This is a genomic window from Microcoleus sp. ARI1-B5, from assembly GCF_036705795.1.
GTDB lineage: Bacteria > Cyanobacteriota > Cyanobacteriia > Cyanobacteriales > Microcoleaceae > Microcoleus.
The window spans coordinates 25,394-40,649 of sequence record NZ_JAUBVK010000043.1; the positions used below are offsets into that span (position 1 = coordinate 25,394).

16 protein-coding genes are annotated in these 15,256 nt (G+C 48.9%); 5 read left to right on the plus strand and 11 right to left on the minus strand.

Features of this window, described 5'->3' with window-relative positions:
* Positions 1-84 precede the first annotated feature (84 nt).
* Positions 85-4,956, plus strand: a complete 4,872-nt coding sequence (locus QUB63_RS32345; protein ID WP_332949477.1) for a CHAT domain-containing protein — start codon at positions 85-87, stop codon at positions 4,954-4,956.
* Positions 4,957-5,314: 358 nt separating this feature from the next.
* Here QUB63_RS32345 and QUB63_RS32350 read toward each other — a convergent pair whose 3' ends face one another.
* Genes QUB63_RS32350 through QUB63_RS32375 form a run of 6 tightly spaced genes read right to left on the minus strand, consistent with a single transcriptional unit; the run spans position 5,315 to position 7,894 of the window.
* Entirely contained in the window at positions 5,315-5,611 is a 297-nt protein-coding gene (locus QUB63_RS32350; RefSeq protein WP_332949502.1) for a GAF domain-containing protein, read from the minus strand.
* Entirely contained in the window at positions 5,611-6,222 is a 612-nt protein-coding gene (locus QUB63_RS32355; protein ID WP_332949478.1) for a hypothetical protein, read from the minus strand. The genes QUB63_RS32350 and QUB63_RS32355 overlap by 1 nt, the downstream gene beginning before the upstream one ends.
* Positions 6,219-6,626: a RusA family crossover junction endodeoxyribonuclease gene (locus QUB63_RS32360; protein WP_332949479.1), complete on the minus strand. Its 408-nt coding sequence runs from the start codon at positions 6,624-6,626 to the stop codon at positions 6,219-6,221. The genes QUB63_RS32355 and QUB63_RS32360 overlap by 4 nt, the downstream gene beginning before the upstream one ends.
* 57 nt (positions 6,627-6,683) lie before the next feature.
* The gene (locus QUB63_RS32365; RefSeq protein WP_332949480.1) at positions 6,684-7,463 is read right to left on the minus strand and encodes a DUF4058 family protein; all 780 of its coding nucleotides are present in this window, start codon (positions 7,461-7,463) and stop codon (positions 6,684-6,686) included.
* Between the two features lie 40 nt (positions 7,464-7,503).
* Entirely contained in the window at positions 7,504-7,731 is a 228-nt protein-coding gene (locus tag QUB63_RS32370) for an AAA-like domain-containing protein (RefSeq protein ID WP_332949481.1), read from the minus strand.
* The gene (locus QUB63_RS32375) at positions 7,724-7,894 is read right to left on the minus strand and encodes a hypothetical protein (RefSeq protein ID WP_332949482.1); all 171 of its coding nucleotides are present in this window, start codon (positions 7,892-7,894) and stop codon (positions 7,724-7,726) included. Before QUB63_RS32375 ends, QUB63_RS32370 begins: the two co-directional genes overlap by 8 nt.
* A gap of 401 nt (positions 7,895-8,295) precedes the next feature.
* Here QUB63_RS32375 and QUB63_RS35235 point away from each other — a divergent pair, with 401 nt between their 5' ends.
* Positions 8,296-8,883, plus strand: coding sequence for a hypothetical protein (locus tag QUB63_RS35235; protein WP_442921818.1), 588 nt, complete (start codon positions 8,296-8,298; stop codon positions 8,881-8,883).
* Positions 8,884-9,000: 117 nt separating this feature from the next.
* Positions 9,001-9,228, plus strand: a complete 228-nt coding sequence (locus QUB63_RS32385; protein ID WP_332949483.1) for a hypothetical protein — start codon at positions 9,001-9,003, stop codon at positions 9,226-9,228.
* Between the two features lie 274 nt (positions 9,229-9,502).
* Here QUB63_RS32385 and QUB63_RS32390 read toward each other — a convergent pair whose 3' ends face one another.
* Together QUB63_RS32390 and QUB63_RS32395 are read right to left on the minus strand one after the other, a co-directional pair.
* Positions 9,503-10,189: a hypothetical protein gene (locus tag QUB63_RS32390; protein ID WP_332949485.1), complete on the minus strand. Its 687-nt coding sequence runs from the start codon at positions 10,187-10,189 to the stop codon at positions 9,503-9,505.
* A 319-nt stretch (positions 10,190-10,508) separates the two neighbouring features.
* Positions 10,509-11,924, minus strand: a complete 1,416-nt coding sequence (locus QUB63_RS32395) for a sensor histidine kinase (protein WP_332949486.1) — start codon at positions 11,922-11,924, stop codon at positions 10,509-10,511.
* A gap of 637 nt (positions 11,925-12,561) precedes the next feature.
* Here QUB63_RS32395 and QUB63_RS32400 point away from each other — a divergent pair.
* Positions 12,562-12,885, plus strand: coding sequence for a DUF3155 domain-containing protein (locus tag QUB63_RS32400; RefSeq protein ID WP_265233835.1), 324 nt, complete (start codon positions 12,562-12,564; stop codon positions 12,883-12,885).
* 440 nt (positions 12,886-13,325) lie between these two features.
* Here the strand turns inward: QUB63_RS32400 and QUB63_RS32405 are convergent, their stop codons facing one another.
* On the minus strand, positions 13,326-13,862 hold the full coding sequence (locus tag QUB63_RS32405; RefSeq protein WP_332949487.1) for a cofactor assembly of complex C subunit B: 537 nt from the start codon (positions 13,860-13,862) through the stop codon (positions 13,326-13,328).
* An 18-nt stretch (positions 13,863-13,880) separates the two neighbouring features.
* Between QUB63_RS32405 and QUB63_RS32410 the strand changes: the two genes are divergently transcribed.
* A complete protein-coding gene (locus tag QUB63_RS32410; protein WP_332949488.1) occupies positions 13,881-14,060 on the plus strand; it encodes a hypothetical protein in 180 nt (59 codons plus the stop codon).
* A gap of 150 nt (positions 14,061-14,210) precedes the next feature.
* Here QUB63_RS32410 and QUB63_RS32415 read toward each other — a convergent pair whose 3' ends face one another.
* Together QUB63_RS32415 and QUB63_RS32420 are read right to left on the minus strand one after the other, a co-directional pair.
* Positions 14,211-14,603 (minus strand): PadR family transcriptional regulator, encoded by a 393-nt coding sequence (locus QUB63_RS32415; RefSeq protein WP_332949489.1) that lies wholly within the window; start codon positions 14,601-14,603, stop codon positions 14,211-14,213.
* Positions 14,604-15,011: 408 nt separating this feature from the next.
* Complete coding sequence (locus tag QUB63_RS32420) at positions 15,012-15,215, minus strand: DUF751 family protein (protein WP_332949490.1); 204 nt, start codon at positions 15,213-15,215, stop codon at positions 15,012-15,014.
* Positions 15,216-15,256 lie beyond the last annotated feature (41 nt).

A 15,256-nucleotide genomic window follows, 5' to 3' on the forward strand; every position in this document is an offset into this window, starting at 1 on the left:
TCGGAGTCAACTATCAACTGCTTTCGGAGTCAACTGCTTTCGGAGTCAACTGTCAACTGTCAACTATCAACTGTCAACTGATTAATGACCTATTTTCGCTCTGTTTTAATTTTGACATTAGGTTTTTGGCTGCTACCGCTAGCAGTGCGATCGCAGCCTGTCGTTCCAGCGAATGACGGCACGAATACTGCGGTCAATCAGGAGCAAAATCGCTTAAACATTAGCGGCGGACAACTGTCAGGAAACGGCGCAAATCTGTTTCACAGCTTCAGCCAATTTAATCTCAGCGAAGGTCAAATCGCGAATTTTCTAACTAATCCAAATATTCAAAATATTTTAGCGCGGATTTCTGGCGGCAATATTTCGGTCATTAACGGCCTGATTTCTGTCAGCGGGGGGAACTCGAATTTATTCTTAATGAATCCGGCAGGAATTGTCTTCGGTCAAAATGCCCAATTGAACGTGCCGGGGTCTTTTTTCGCGACAACTGCTACAGGTATCGGTTTCGGCGAGCGCTGGTTCAATTCGACCGGAATTAATGATTACAAAGCTTTACTGGGAAATCCCAATCAATTTAATTTTAATAATTCACAAGTCGGTGCAATTGTCAATGCCGGAAACTTAGCAGTTGGCAGCGGTCAAAATTTAACTTTGCTGGGCCCGACAGTGATTAATACTGGGCAATTATCCGCCCCGGGCGGTCAAATTACTGTGGCTGCTGTTGGGGGAAGCAATGCAGTCCGCATCAGTCAAACGGGTAACTTATTGAGTTTAGAAATTACTCCGTCTTTGCAGTCAGAAAAATCGGCGATCGGCCCGGTTGCTTTGCCTCAGTTGCTGACGGGCCCGGGCGTAGCCTCAGCCACAGGTTTAACCACTAACGAACAAGGGCAATTAATACTGACTGGCGGCCAAACAGTGCCGGTAAATGCCGGAAGTGCGATCGTCTCGGGTTCTGTAAATGTATTTGCCCCGGAGGGCGCAACAGGCGGCACAGTCAATATTTTAGGGGAAAAAGTCGGACTGTTCGGCGCAAATATCAATGCTTCGGGGACCCAGGGCGGAGGAGTTGTGCGCGTCGGAGGCGGTTTCCGGGGCGCGGAACCGGTGCCGAACGCCCAGGTAACATACGTTAGTCCCGATTCTACGATCGCAGCAAACGCGATCGACCGCGGCAACGGCGGCAGTGCGGTAATTTGGTCAGACAATACCACTCGCTTCTTCGGCAATATTACTGCGATCGGCGGCACAGCCGCAGGTAACGGCGGTAGAGTCGAAGTTTCGGGCAAAAATGCTTTAACTTTCCAAGGAGAGGTCGATACCCGCGCGCGTCACGGTGCGATCGGCACTTTGTGGCTCGATCCGGCAAATATTGCGATCGTCGGCGGTAACGGCGAAACCAGCCCCAGATCGAGCGGTCTGACACTCGAACCGACAGCAGAACCCAGCGAAACATCGACGATCTCAGAGGTGCAGCTAGAACAGATGGCGGCCGGCAGCAACGTGGTTCTAGACACCCCGGGCGACATCACCGTCCAAGACTTGCCGGATAACAAACTTGGACTGCAAGCGAGAACGGGAGACAGCGTAACATTTACAGCAGGCGGAGTGTTTTTTGTCAATGACCCCAACGATTTAATCGAGACTCCAGGAGGCAACATCAACATTTTCGCCAGCAGCATCTCTCTGGGCGGACTCAATGCTAACGGCGGCAACATCGCTCTCACTGCTAACGGCATTGACTTCAGAGGCGGCAGCAACTCCGCCAGCAGTGCGGGGGGAACAATTCGCTTGCAACCCAGCGACGGCCGAGAAATTCGGATCGGCGGCACCGGCGATATTTTGGGGATTTTGGACTTGACTGCAACGGATATGGCTGCTTTGGCGGGGGGTTTCGGTTCGATCGCGATCGGGCGCGCCAACACCAGCTCGATCGCGATCGTCGCACCCATTACCTTCAACAGCCCGCTGACACTTCAAGGCAGCTCGATCGCGATCGACAATCCCCTCAGAACAACCGGCAGCGCTGCCATCACTCTCGACGCGCCCCAAACCGCTCTCGGCGCCAACATTGCCACATCCGGCGCCGATCTCACTTTTACAGGCAACCTGTCCCTGAATGCTGATGCAGCTTTGAGCACTCAAGCTAGGGGCAGCATTCTCTTGGACGGCAGCCTAGACGGAGCTCGCGCCCTCAGACTTGACGCTGGGCGAGTGTACTTCGGCGGTACAGTCGGTCAAGCTGCACCGCTGGCGAGTTTGTACGTCCACAGCCGCAGTACCGAGGTATCGGGTAATATTGCGACTGCGGGCGACATCGCTTTCAACAGTGCCGTCACAGTCTCGCGCAGCGCCACCCTAGCCGCCAGTACCGGCAATATCACTTTTGCCAATACCCTCGACAGCACCACAGGCGGGGCAAATAATTTGACGCTGCGCGCTGGCGGCAACATTACTTTTGGGGGCTCAGTCGGTCAAACTCAGAGCTTGGGCCTGCTCTGGGCCCACGCGGATAGCGTGACGGCGAATTCGAGAATTACCGCGCGCAGTTTGACCGTGAACGCCCGAGATGCTGCTACCCTTCGGGGGGATACCGCGGCCGCTTTGGCAGCCGATATCAAAGCAGAAAATGTCCTCTTAGAGGGTAATTTAAGGACGGATGGTGGCAGGGTGAAACTGCAAGCAACTCGCGGCGAGGTTCGGACTGGCAATATTACCTCCAGTGGCGGGAGCATTCGGGTTGAGGGCAATACTGTAGTTGCAGGCGATCTCGACTCTTCGTCAGCAAGGGGAACAGGCGGCGCGATCGCGCTCAACAGCAATCCCGGCCCTTTAACTGCCCGAGCTTTGAACGCTTCCGGAGCGATCGGCGGCAATATTGCCCTCACCTCGCAAGCGGGAATTGCCGCTCTCGATCTCAACTCCAGCGGCGCTCAGGGAAACGGCGGCGCCGTCTCCCTGAGCGCCGCTGGTAACATTCAGTTGGGATCGATCGACGCTAGAGGCGGCAAGCAACGCGGCACAGGTGGCAACGTTGATGTGACAACCCTCGGTTTGTTTCGATCGAACAATGTTTTTACCGATGATATATCCGGCAATATTTCCAGCAGTATTTCTACTGCCGGAGGTGCGGGGGCGGGGGCGATCGCCATTCGCCACGGCGGCGGTAGCGATCGACCTTTTGTAGTTGGCGGCGCGATCGACAATGGAACCAGGGGAAGCATTAATGCTGGCGCAGAAAACGCCATTGTGCCGAGTCTGTCTTTTGGGGAAACTTACACCCAAGGAAGTTTACCAAATCTGATTTCCCTAATTATACCAAGCGCACCAACTCCCGCACCAACTCCTGCACCAACTCCCGCACCAATTCCGGCACCAATTCCCGCACCAATTCCGGCACCAATTCCCGCACCAATTCCAGTGCCCGTAACTCCTCCTCCTGCGCCGTCACTTCCTGCCTCTTTGCAAGTAGAATTGCGAGCGGAAAATCGAGACAAGAATTCCCCAATTAGCCCGGATATTTTCGCTCCTTCTCGCAGATTGGATGCGATGGAATCGGGAATCTTAGCATTTGAGAAAAGCTTCACTCGCGAGTACGAAAAATATCTCAAATTGCCCGCAAAAACGCCGATTAGTAATATGTCGGTAATTTACGAAACTCTTCGCAAAAACGAAGAAATTACCCGCGTAAAATCGGCAATCATTTATATGAATTGGGTCAGCGGAGCGGACGGGGCCGCCGCCCCAGAAAATGGTTCGGTGCTGGTGGCAAGTCAGGATTTATCTAATCTATTACCTGCGAGCAAAAACCTCACCCCCCACCCCGATCGCCTAGACGCAGATAAGTTTGCCCAGAGGTTGCCACCAGCAGGCAAAGAAGTTTCCGATGTTCCTAGCGGGGAGCATTTAGAATTAGTGTTAGTCACAGCAAACGCTCAACCGATGCGCGTTGTAGTTCCAGCGACAACGCGCTGGCAGGTATTGCAACTAGCCGAGGCTTTGCAAAGCGAAATCACTAATCCCAGAAGAAGAAGCAGCATTAGTTATTTGGATGCAGCGCAAAAACTTTATCGGTGGTTAATTGCGCCAATGGCCGCAGAATTGACAGCTTTAAATATTGACAATTTAATTGTAATTCCGGCAGCAGGTTTGCGCAGCGTGCCGTTTGCTGCCCTTCACGACGGGAAGGAATTTTTAGTAGAAAAATACAGCATTAGCGTGATGCCGAGTCTGAGTTTGACTGATATCCGCTACGACAATATTGCTGACGATGAAGTTTTGGCGATGGGCGCGTCGGTATTTGAAGATAAAGCGCCATTACCTGCGGTACCGGTGGAGTTGGAGTCGATCGCGCCGCCGACGCGCGGAAAATCATTTTTGAATCAAGATTTTACCCTCGGAAATTTGCAAGCTCAGCGGGCAAATCGACCTTTTGGCATCATTCACTTAGCCACTCACAGCGAATTCCAGCCTGGGGAACCGAAAAATTCTTACATTCAGTTGTGGGATACTAAATTGCGTATCGATCAAATGCGGCAGTTGCGCTGGAATTCTCCGCCGGTGAATCTGTTAGTTTTAAGCGCGTGCAGTACCGCTTTGGGCGACGAAGAGGCGGAGTTGGGGTTTGCGGGTTTGGCGGTAGCTAGCGGTGCGCGATCGGCTTTGGCGAGTTTGTGGGAAGTCAGCGATGAGGGAACTTTGGGGCTGATGACGGGGTTTTACCGGCAGTTGCGGGCCCCCAGACGCGAGGGCAATTTGACGATTAAAACCGAGGCTTTGCGGCGGGCGCAATTGGAGATGCTGCGGGGGCGCGTGCGGATTCAAGACGGGCTGCTGCGAGTCGAAGGGCTTTCTGTGACTCTAATTTTGCCTCCGGAAATTGCCGCGCGGGGCGATCGAGTCCTTTCCCATCCTTATTATTGGGCCGCCTTCACCATGATTGGCAATCCCTGGTAATCGGTAATCGGTAATTGGTAATTGGTAATTGGGAATTGGTAATTGGTAATTGGTAATTGGTAATTGGTAATGTAGTCCTGCAGGCAGAAACCGGGTTTTTTTACGAAAATACTGGTCGATAGCCTTTAATAATGGTAAAAAACCCGGTTTCTTTGGTCGGAGTGCATAAGCCCTGTAATAATTTCTCCCCCTCTCCCTCTCCCCCTCTCCCCCTCTCCTCTTCCATCTAATCAGCACCGGGCGAATTCAAATTATTTCGCAAAGTTTGTTCCTGCCGCTTAACAGCCGCCAACAATTCAGCATTTTGCAAAATCACTCCCACTTGATTGTTAAAAATTTGCATATAGTTTTGATCGCTTTAATCGAAACTTGCCTGAAAACGCTCCGGCACACTTTTCATAGATAAATCAATCGATTTAGCCTCGCCATCCGATTTAATTTTATTAATTAACTGCGTGACAGCAATCAACTCGCCATCGGGATTCCAAACAGGCATACAAAGCAAGCTGCAAGTCCGATATCCTGTTTTTTCATCCGTCTTTTTAGAAGTTTCAGAACCTGGATAATCGTACAAGTCAAACGGTATATTTAGAGGAACTCCCATTTGAGCCACTTGCCCTACATAACCTTGCCCGATCGCCCTTGAGAGCCTAATTACTCTTCAACTTGCCCCGATTGACCTAAAAGACGCTGCAATGCCTCAAAAGCGCGGCGCGCCAAATTGAGTTCCACAGTAACTTTTTCTCGCTGGAAAATCACGCGATCGCGAATTTCCAGCGCCGTCACCAAAACTTCATAATCCTCCTCATTCATCAAACCGTGAGCCAGGAATGTTTGAGCCAAAATTGGCGGCTCTTGAATTTCAAAATTAATCGAGTGATGTTCGGCTACCATCCGCATCACTGCTTCAGTAATAACCGCGATCGAACAAGTAGCGATCTCGAAGTTACCTTTTTCCATCATTTCTGATGCTCTTGCCATGTAAACCTGAATATCGTATAAATCGTGCTGGCGATAGTCATACAAAGGCTCCATCATCTCTTCTTCGGAAGTTTTTTGACTTTTTGACTCAGGAGAACGCGGTTTTAATGCTGCGAGGACAGATTCTTTAACCGTACAAATAACCAAGTCTATTTCCTGATTTTGAATAAACTTTTGCCACTCATAATCCCTCGGCTTTACTAACACTTGATAACCTTGCTGGCGATATTTATCGGCAATCTCTGAAATTTCTGTTGCTTCTAATTTTTCTATGGCTGCTATCATTGATTTAGCTCCATCGGCTCGGTGGGTAGGTCAATTTTAACATAGATAAATTCTTTGCCCGCAGCCAAAGCTTCAGCTATCAAAGGAGATATCGCAGTAAAATCGACGAATTGCGTAAGTTTGCGCCGTTTTACTGTGAGGTCGGTAACTTGCCTGTCATCAACGTAAACTAAAATCTTCATCGCATCTACAATCGGCTTGATAATGTTATCTAAATCCGATATTTGAGTAAAGCAATAGTGAGTGATGATGACTTGAACTGGTTCGCTAGTTGCTGGCATTCCCATTGGCATAGCTTCGGCGGCTATTTGACCGACTTTGGCTTTCCACTCTTGAAGTTTGGCTCGGTTATTAGTTTGTAGAGAAACTGGCGAGCCAGTGACGATATATTCAAAGGGAATCAAGATTTTTTATCCTCTTGGTGATAATATTTTAATCGATCGCCCGAAATAACTCCCCGTTCACCGCAATCCCCTTTCGTGCAAAAGCCCATCAGCCCAAACAGCATCCCCTTCCTTCAGTCGCGGCACAGGCGGCTGAGTATAGTCGATCGACAAATCAAATCCGGCTCTGTCATAAACACCGCCGAACAAAGCTTGCAAATCCACCTGAAATTCTGTATCTCCCGGCTGCAATGGCAACAGAAAGGGTGGAATTTCTTCTCGGATTGTAAAAGCATACAATTGAGCTTTTGGACGGCGATTAGCCCTGCTAATTAAAATGCGATAATCCGTGTTAGTCCCGCCCGTTACAGGCATTTGTCTCCCGGCCCTGAGCAAGTCAATTTCTACTAAATGAGAGGCACTTCTCAACACTTCTTGTCGCTTGTTTTCATATTCCTCTCGACCTTTGCCAGTGCGTTTGTTTTTCGGGGAAAGAATTTCTATGACTGTGATGACCCGATTTGTACCTACCTCTCGGAGTTCTAAATAGCCTTCCCTAGCTTCTTCCAATATTGGTACCGTAACTGTCATCGGTTCGGAATGCCGCAGCGTTGCAGTCACCACAGCAGATGGGCTGGCGGTGGAAGGCCGATCGAATACTGTCACGTCAGGAATTCCCAACAAATCGCTATCTTCTGTATCGCTCAAATAAATCCGCTTTTCAATTGCAGCTCGGTATTTCGGGCGCAGCGCAGGCCCGATCGCATCGGCGATCGCAGTAATTAAGCGGTGATGAACTTCCGGCCAAAATTCAGGATTTTCTAAGTAAGGGTCTACCCCAGGGAATGGAGACGGCATTTTATTACCTCCAGCAAGAGTGTTGTAAGTTAGATGAATCTTAAATACATTTTAGTCGATCGCTAAAATACTGACGGTACAACTCAAAGCGCACAGTTACTTCATTTCCCCGCCACTGCACCAGCCCCAAACTGTGCAACTTAAACGCCAGCACTGATTCTAACTCTACAGGTTCAGTAGCTGCTACCACCCTGCTAAAAGCCGCTGCTAACTCCTGGTATGCTTGCAAATTCCACAAATGACGCCGCAAACGATCGCCTTCATTCAACTGTCAAGCGGTCTACTGAATGAACGTTTCTAGGCTCAGTCCCGAAACGCTGTTCTAGATGCTCGACCGATCGCATTCCCTGCCGCGCCTTCGATCGCTCGATCGCTCCTCGCACGTTCTTTTTTGTAACTTTTTCCCCAATACACTTGACAGCTTCTGCCACAGCTTGTAACCCACATCCTTTTCCACATATTCCGGGTTTAATGGGTAAATCTGCTCGTAGGTTTGTCCTTGCCAAGTCCCGACAAAAACCTGCCTTTCCAAATCGTTGAGGTGTTTGCCGGTCTTGATATAGCGGTGCTCATAAAGATGAGGTATACCAAATTATGCTACGATAACCAGGGAGAACGCACACACGAAGACCATCTTTACCGGAGAGAAACCCCAGAAAGCTTGTAATACATATCGCTTAGCAATTACCAATTAGCAATTACCAATTAGCAATTACCAATTAGCAATTACCAGACATACCTCATCTTTTTGATAAAGGCTATATAAACTGAGTTTTCTATAAATCCTAAAGCTTCTTTAATATTCATCCAAGAACATTTTTTCGCTCACGATTTGATTGATGCGGAGGCGATTCTGCTAAATATTGAATTGACCCGCTTCCCCGTACCGAACGGCGAAGAACACTCTTGTACTGTCAGCTATCCCGGCTTAGTGCGGGCAGCAGATTTGCTCGGTCAACTCAGCGACCCCCGCTACTTGCAAAAAATGCCGGCGCTGTTTTATGAATTTGAAGAAATAGGTACTAATGAAACTCTAGGCTACCGCCATCCGGCAGACTTGCGAGCAGGCTATCCAAAGTTTTTTTGGAATGTTGTCTATCGGTACATCCAAGAGGGATTGCAGCATTTGGAAATGACCAAGAATTTCAAAGGTGGTACCCGCCACGCGATCGATCCGTGGAATCAATCCCAAATCTTCAACGCTCATCCTTGCGTCCCCCGCATTTATCCGTGGGGTCAATCTAAAATCTTCAATGCGAAAATCGCGCAATCGATTGACCAAGAATTTCAAAGGTGGTACCCGCCACGTGATTTATCCGTGGAATCAATCCCAAATCTTCAACGCTCATCCTTGCGTCCCCCGGATTTATCTGTGGGGTCAATCCCAAATCTTCAATGCGAAAATCGCGCAATCGATTGACCAAGAATTTCAAAGGTGGTACCCGCCACGTGATTTATCCGTGGAATCAATCCCAAATCTTCAACGCTCATCCTTGCGTCCCCCGGATTTATCTGTGGGGTCAATCCCAAATCTTCAATGCGAAAATCGCGCAATCGATTGACGGCAGGGGGTCAAGAAATAATTCCCAATCTTTACGGAAATGTGTTAACAGTAGAGCAAGAAATTGCCTCGAATGCTGCGAACTTGGGGGAGAAATCCACCCCCAAGTTACTGCCTGATTCTCGCGGCTTTCAATTTCCTAATTTCGAGCGGTTTCGGGGATGGCCTGACAGTTTTATGCAGAGGAATCCAAAAAAAGTATGAAATGTTTTTTGGTAATGGGTAATTGGTAATGGTAAGGGCTAATGGCTAATGGCTAATGGTTAATTGGCCGCTCCTGCTTATTTCTTGATTTTTCCCTCTAACTAATGACGGCAGGACGGCAGGACTACTGACGGCAGGACGGCAGGACTACTGACGGCAGGACGGCAGGACTGATGACGGCAGGACGGCAGGACGGCAGGACGGCAGGACGGCAGGACGGCAGGACGGCAGGACTACTGTCAACTATCAACTGTCAACTGTCAACTGTCAACTGTCAACTGTCAACTGTCAAATGCCGCCCAACTTCTCGATCGCATACGTGCCAAAAGTACAAAGCTAAATTCAGAAGAGCTAATAACTTAGTGCCATCTTCTAACATCGCGTGTACTCCTAGACTTCGAGAGTCTACAATATCCTCAAACCGCGAGATAGCAAACAAGAGCAATGCGGCGACTAATGGCAGGTAAGGAGTGGTTTTGATGTATCGCCAAAAATTAATTGCGTAAAGGAAAACACCGCTACCATAACACAAATAAATTAATTTCCTAGATATTCCCAACCGAGAAAGAATCAAAGTCATCCGAAACCTGTCATCCAGGAAAAAGACTGCCAGCAGTAAAGCGCTAAAAAATAAGAATATTGTCGATCGACTGCGCGGCTCTTTTTGGCGCAGCACTCCGAAAGTAAATGCACAAATTGCGACTGGGATGCACCAGAGGACTTCGGAAACTCCGGTGAGAATGCCTTCGTAAGGAAACCAGAAATTAAAAGGATCGCTAAACAAACGTTCAACTCCGTCTCCCTGGTTGTTGAGTTTTGCGTATACGCTCAGCCCGCCCAAAATCAGGACAGTCAGAGTGTTGAAAATAGCTAAAAACGGTACTGTAAAAAAGTGTTTTTTTAGAAGTTCTAAAAAATTTGAAAGCTGGGGAATTTTATCGAATAAAGGCAGATGCTTCATAAAAATTGTCTCCAATCAATAGAGTTTGTTAGACTATTTGAGATTTTATATTTTATATTTTAGATGGGCAGTGACTGATGAATATTATGCTTGGGAACACGGGCAAGCGAGTTGCATTCTTGTTTGACACGGGTGTTAATTCAGTTGACCTGGGACCTGGGACCGCTTGACAGTTGACCTGTGAGTGCGACCTCTACCTGGAAGTCCGAGGATTGGAGTAATGAATAGTCTGATTTTAATTTGTCCCGAAAAAGCTTTGGGCTTTAAACCAATTCTTTCTGGTAAATCCACCTGATTAAACGTAAAATACGGCTCGCGCTCAAGCTTGCTGTGTATCTCTTCTTCCTTCTTCCGACTTCCCTCGGACTTCTTCCTTCTCGATCGGCAGCCAAACCACAAATGTAGTGCCGCAATCTGTTGGATATAAATGAGCTTCTCCAGATGGCAGCCAGTCAGGATTTACAGGGGAAAATACTTCGATTTCTCCTTGCATTTGGCGGACTAAATCGCGGGCGATCGCCAAACCCAATCCTGTGCCGGGAATTTCTGTCTGCGCTTTTTCTCCCCGGTAGTGCCGCTCAAATAAATGCTCTAAATCCTGGGGGGGAATTCCTGAGCCGGTGTCGCTGACTGCAACTGCTACGGCAGGCAACGGGCGGTGTGCTGCCTTGTACCTTACTTTAATATAAATTTGGCAGCCGGCAGGGCTATATTTCAAAGCATTGTCAATTAAATTGCTCAAAACTTCGCGCAAAGCTCGATCGTTCGCCGAGACTGGTGGCAAATCCGCCGGTATGTCGGCTACTAATGAAAGATGCCTTTCCGATGCGATCGCCAGAGCGGAAATTAACAGCGGTTTTAAGACGAATGCCACAAAACAGGATTCTTCTAAAGAAGCAGCAGGCGACAGCGACAGAGGAGAATGCCTGGTTAATTCTACATTGGAGGTTGCTGTTTCTGAAGTGCCAGATGGGAGTCTCAGATTTGCTTCGCCGGTGTCAACGGTGCGATCGAACTGACTGAGCAATTCAGAAAGCCGATCGCTCTCTCGGACAATACTAAAAGCCACATTGCGGTTTTTGTCTTCTGGTACCAGCCGCCGCGCTAACAGTTTGCCAAAAGTTCGCAGCGCTGTCAGCGGACTTTTGAACTGGTGCAGCAAATTGTGCATCGTGTCGTAAACTTGAGCCTGGATTTGCCGAGCCGAGCCCAATTCCTGTTGCATCCACTGCGATCGCTGGTCTAAAATGCAGGCAAGGGCCAAGGTGCGAGCAATTTGTTGCATAGTCGCCTCTTCTCGATCGTTCCAAGCCCTGTCTTGCCTACCGCTGACCAGGAGACCCATTACAGCTCCCTCGTGTATCAGAGGCGTCACAATTTGCCTCCGCTGCTGCCACAGGTTCTCCGGGCCTTGGCAGCGATCGTCCCGGTTTTCAAAACCCGGAAGCTGCTCGGGTGCGATCGCCCCCACCGTTGATGCTTCCACAGCCAGAGCCGGCTCCGCCAGCCGCGGCATCGGTTTCACTGTCGAGCTTGCAGCCGGTTCCAGCCTCAACTCCTGATTTTCTTCCTCTGCGACTGAGGTTTCTGGGTAAACCGCGATCGGCACCAACTTTGCCTCGCTGCCGGATACCAGCTCTTGTGTCAGGTATACCGCGCTGAATGTCGCTCCCAAACTGACGGCGATCGCCACCTGCGATCGGCAAAGCTTGACAAATTCTGAACTTGCTGGCATTAACATGAGCGCCACATTAAGATATCTAACGGAATTCTAAGTAAATTACAATTGATACGCCGCCGATTACAGGTAAGAGACTTTTAGATTTCAGGTGTCTTCCTTTGGTTGAAGGCAGCCGGAGTTCAATTCCTGCTTTGTCTGACCAACAACAATTGCCCCAAACCCCCGACCCTGGGCTTCCACGGCTCCCTCTTCTTGGCTTTTGCCCTCTCTGTTTCGGGCCACCATACCACAACCGCTGCACTTTTGTCGATCGGCACGAATGTTAAGATTATGTCGATATATTAAAAACAGTTGAAGTTTTGAGCTAGAACGGATATACTGGCCTCGGATTTGGTAGCTATGATTACCTAAAAATTGGATCGAAAGCCCCCTCCGATCGGGACGGCTTTGATGATTGAATCATATATTGTTGATTCGCCCGATGTAAAAATCCGGTCTCAACTCTATAATCCAAAAAATCTGAGATAGGTTGGGGCATCAACCTAGGATGCTCGGCAATATCAGACAAGCTGTGCTTGAGGAAAGCTGTTTGAATCCAGAATCTCCATGTCTTTAGGGCTGGGGAGTATGTCAAAACCTGTCTGCTCATACTGTCTGCTCACACTGTCTGCTCACAGAGGAGGTAAAGAAATTGGCCAGGAGACGCAAACGCAAAAGTCGCCGCCGACAAGAAGGACGCAGAATTTTAGAGTGTGTGCCTCAATATAGCATCGAGAGCGGCGAAGATAAACCCGTAACAGCGGCTCGCAAGTTCATCCATGCCGAAGGCATTGCTCCCCCAGCTTTACTGTTGGTCAAGCGTAACGAGCATACCACCGACAGATACTTCTGGGCTGAAAAAGGTTTATTTGGAGCCCAATACGTAGAAGAGAACCATTTCTTGTTTCCCAGCTTAAAGGTGATGCTGGAAGCAACCGCAGAAAAAATTCCTGTGGTGTCCGCCAGTCGCGCATAGCTCGAAATGTTTAGATCAAAACATTGACAGCAATGTTTTTCTAGCTCTTTTAACAAAAGCGCGATAGTTCTCATTGTCTGGAGAGTGCCAACTGAAATTTACGCGAAAAGTCCTGATTGAGTTAGGGTATAAGGAGCCATCGCAACAAGATAGATCGCCAAGAAAGGGCGATCGGCACAATTGGCACTCTCAGGATAATGGTTTTTTTTGACGCGGGCCCAAAAACGGATACCAGCCCCCGACGCTAGGAGCGCTCGACCCAAAATTTTAGACCAAAATTCCCGAGCCCAGATTCATCTGTGGCATAAATCGAAAATCGTTTGACTGTGACGGTCGATCGCACGCACAGCCAACCAGAGAGCCACAATCCGTCATAGATTTGTCTGCTGGAAGTCTAAGTACGGCATCTAGCATATCAAAAAACGTTCCGCACCCAACTTTTAATCTTCTAGCGGTTTCAAATCTAAAGCTTTTTGCATAGCTGCTAGTTCATCGCGGTGAGCTCTGACAGTAACAAAGCTCTTGGTTTGGCTTCCCGAGTCAGCGACTGATTCGAGTTTGAGGGAAACTTGCTCCGAGCGTGCAGCTTTTTTCCAGTAAAATACTCCCGCCAGCGGCGACAGCAGTACCAAAGCTAGGAAAATTTGACCTTCCGAGGGAACTAGCATTGCCAAAACCAGTCCCAAGCACAGAGCGCCGCCTGCACTCAGCACGGTTAAAAAAATAGCTAAAAACCAACTCGGCCGCACAAAACCCTCAAAAGTGACTTTATAGTTGGGAGCATCGACGGCTGCAACTCGGTAAGCCCTAGAAGCAAAATACTCTTGTAGCTGGGTTAACAGTGACTCTTGGGCGCTCTCGGAAGCAAGCTTGACTTGTTCGATTCGATCTTTGACTGAGGCCTTGATGAAGAAAAACAAGCCAACAGCCAACAGCAGCGTCATCACAAAGGTTGAAGAAAGAACAGTAGTATCCATCGGTAGAAGTTTGTGTAAGTGAAATTATCTACTATTACTTTACATAAGTTTACAGACGAAAGCGATCGAGGACTTACGCAGACACTTTTTTACCAAAATTCCCAACAAGCTTTGCAGCAAGGCGTTTTTCTCCCCATCACCCAATTCCCATATCTCCCCATCATCCCTAATTCTCAAGTGGCAATGCGTAAGTCCTGACGTAGTGTAGCTGCTGTGACGATATTTTACGTCGTATTTTTTGCTCTAATCGCTGTGCGGCGATGCTGGCAAAGCGAAGGCAAGGAAGGCAATTCGCTTTGCTAGTAGCGCCAGCATCTCAAGGGTTTAGGCATCCGATTCAAACGCAGGCTAACCCGTGTGACCAGTTTCTAAGGCTCGGGGCCGACGCCCAGACGCGCCGTTGGCTTGACCGATATAGTCGTGCCACAGACGAGCCAGGTCTTGAGCTTGGTGCCGCCACTCCGGCAGGATTTGATACATCCGGCGGGGGCGGCCGCGTCCTTCTACTTTTTTCCAGTAACCGGTGATTACGGCTTCATCTTCGAGAAATTTTAGAGCGCTGTAGAGGACGGTATCAGAAAGTCGGTAGATGGGGAATTCCCTCTCTAGTTGTCCGATGAGTTCTGTACCGTAGGAATCTGAGCGCAATAACACCGAGAGGATGTAGCACACTGCTAGTTCCTTGTTTAGATAAACAGGAGGGGGGTCTTGAAAAAATTGATAGATGTGTTCAAATTTCATCTGTCTTGTCCGCTGGAAACTCTCGTGATACCGTCAGGTTAACGGGAGAGGAAAGCGGGGCGGGGTGTGCCGCTTCCTAAGGTTTAACTGGGAATGGGGGAAACACAGGTGCAGTAGTTCCCCGGTGAATTTCGATCGCCCCAAATGCTTGTCCTGCACTTCGGTAATGTTTGCTTGCACCAAGGTTGAGGAGCGCTGACGTAACTAGCTTACTCAGTTCCCCTTCCAATCTATCGCAGCGACTATTGCTAAGTGTGCGATCGCCACGAGCGAGTTGCAGCTAATTCGGGAGTTGGTATTTTAACTTTTAACTCAAAATTTGCAACTTCCCCAAATCCTCTGTGTGCCTTGTTTATAGGCTATAGGTTGTCAGAGTCCGCCGGCGCCAAACCGGCAGCAACTTTGCCTTTAAACCGAACTCAGGCCTAACATGGCGCGCAGTGTAAAAGTTAGAAAGACAAAAGTCGCTACGATCGAAGTAATCAGGGCGATCGCAGTTGCCGGTCGATCGAGCAGGGGCTTGAGTCGCTCGAACAGGAAAAAGAAAATCCCCAGACAAATCGTAATGAAAAAGCGGGGGTAGCGAGAGACGTTATTAATGAAATCTTGCATGAGTACAGGTGGGGTAAAGTGTTACAGCTCGATCTTTGACT

Excerpts from the sequence above, each read along its gene's own strand:
- QUB63_RS32395 (WP_332949486.1), bottom strand. The coding sequence starts at position 11,924 with ATGCCAGCAAGTTCAGAATTTGTCAAGCTTTGCCGATCGCAGGTGGCG.
- QUB63_RS32355 (WP_332949478.1), bottom strand. The coding sequence starts at position 6,222 with ATGATAGCAGCCATAGAAAAATTAGAAGCAACAGAAATTTCAGAGATT.
- QUB63_RS32415 (WP_332949489.1), bottom strand. The coding sequence starts at position 14,603 with ATGAAATTTGAACACATCTATCAATTTTTTCAAGACCCCCCTCCTGTT.
- QUB63_RS32390 (WP_332949485.1), bottom strand. The coding sequence starts at position 10,189 with ATGAAGCATCTGCCTTTATTCGATAAAATTCCCCAGCTTTCAAATTTT.
- QUB63_RS32385 (WP_332949483.1), top strand. The coding sequence starts at position 9,001 with ATGCGAAAATCGCGCAATCGATTGACGGCAGGGGGTCAAGAAATAATT.
- QUB63_RS32365 (WP_332949480.1), bottom strand. The coding sequence starts at position 7,463 with ATGCCGTCTCCATTCCCTGGGGTAGACCCTTACTTAGAAAATCCTGAA.
- QUB63_RS32345 (WP_332949477.1), top strand. The coding sequence starts at position 85 with ATGACCTATTTTCGCTCTGTTTTAATTTTGACATTAGGTTTTTGGCTG.
- QUB63_RS32420 (WP_332949490.1), bottom strand. The coding sequence starts at position 15,215 with ATGCAAGATTTCATTAATAACGTCTCTCGCTACCCCCGCTTTTTCATT.
- QUB63_RS32405 (WP_332949487.1), bottom strand. The coding sequence starts at position 13,862 with ATGGATACTACTGTTCTTTCTTCAACCTTTGTGATGACGCTGCTGTTG.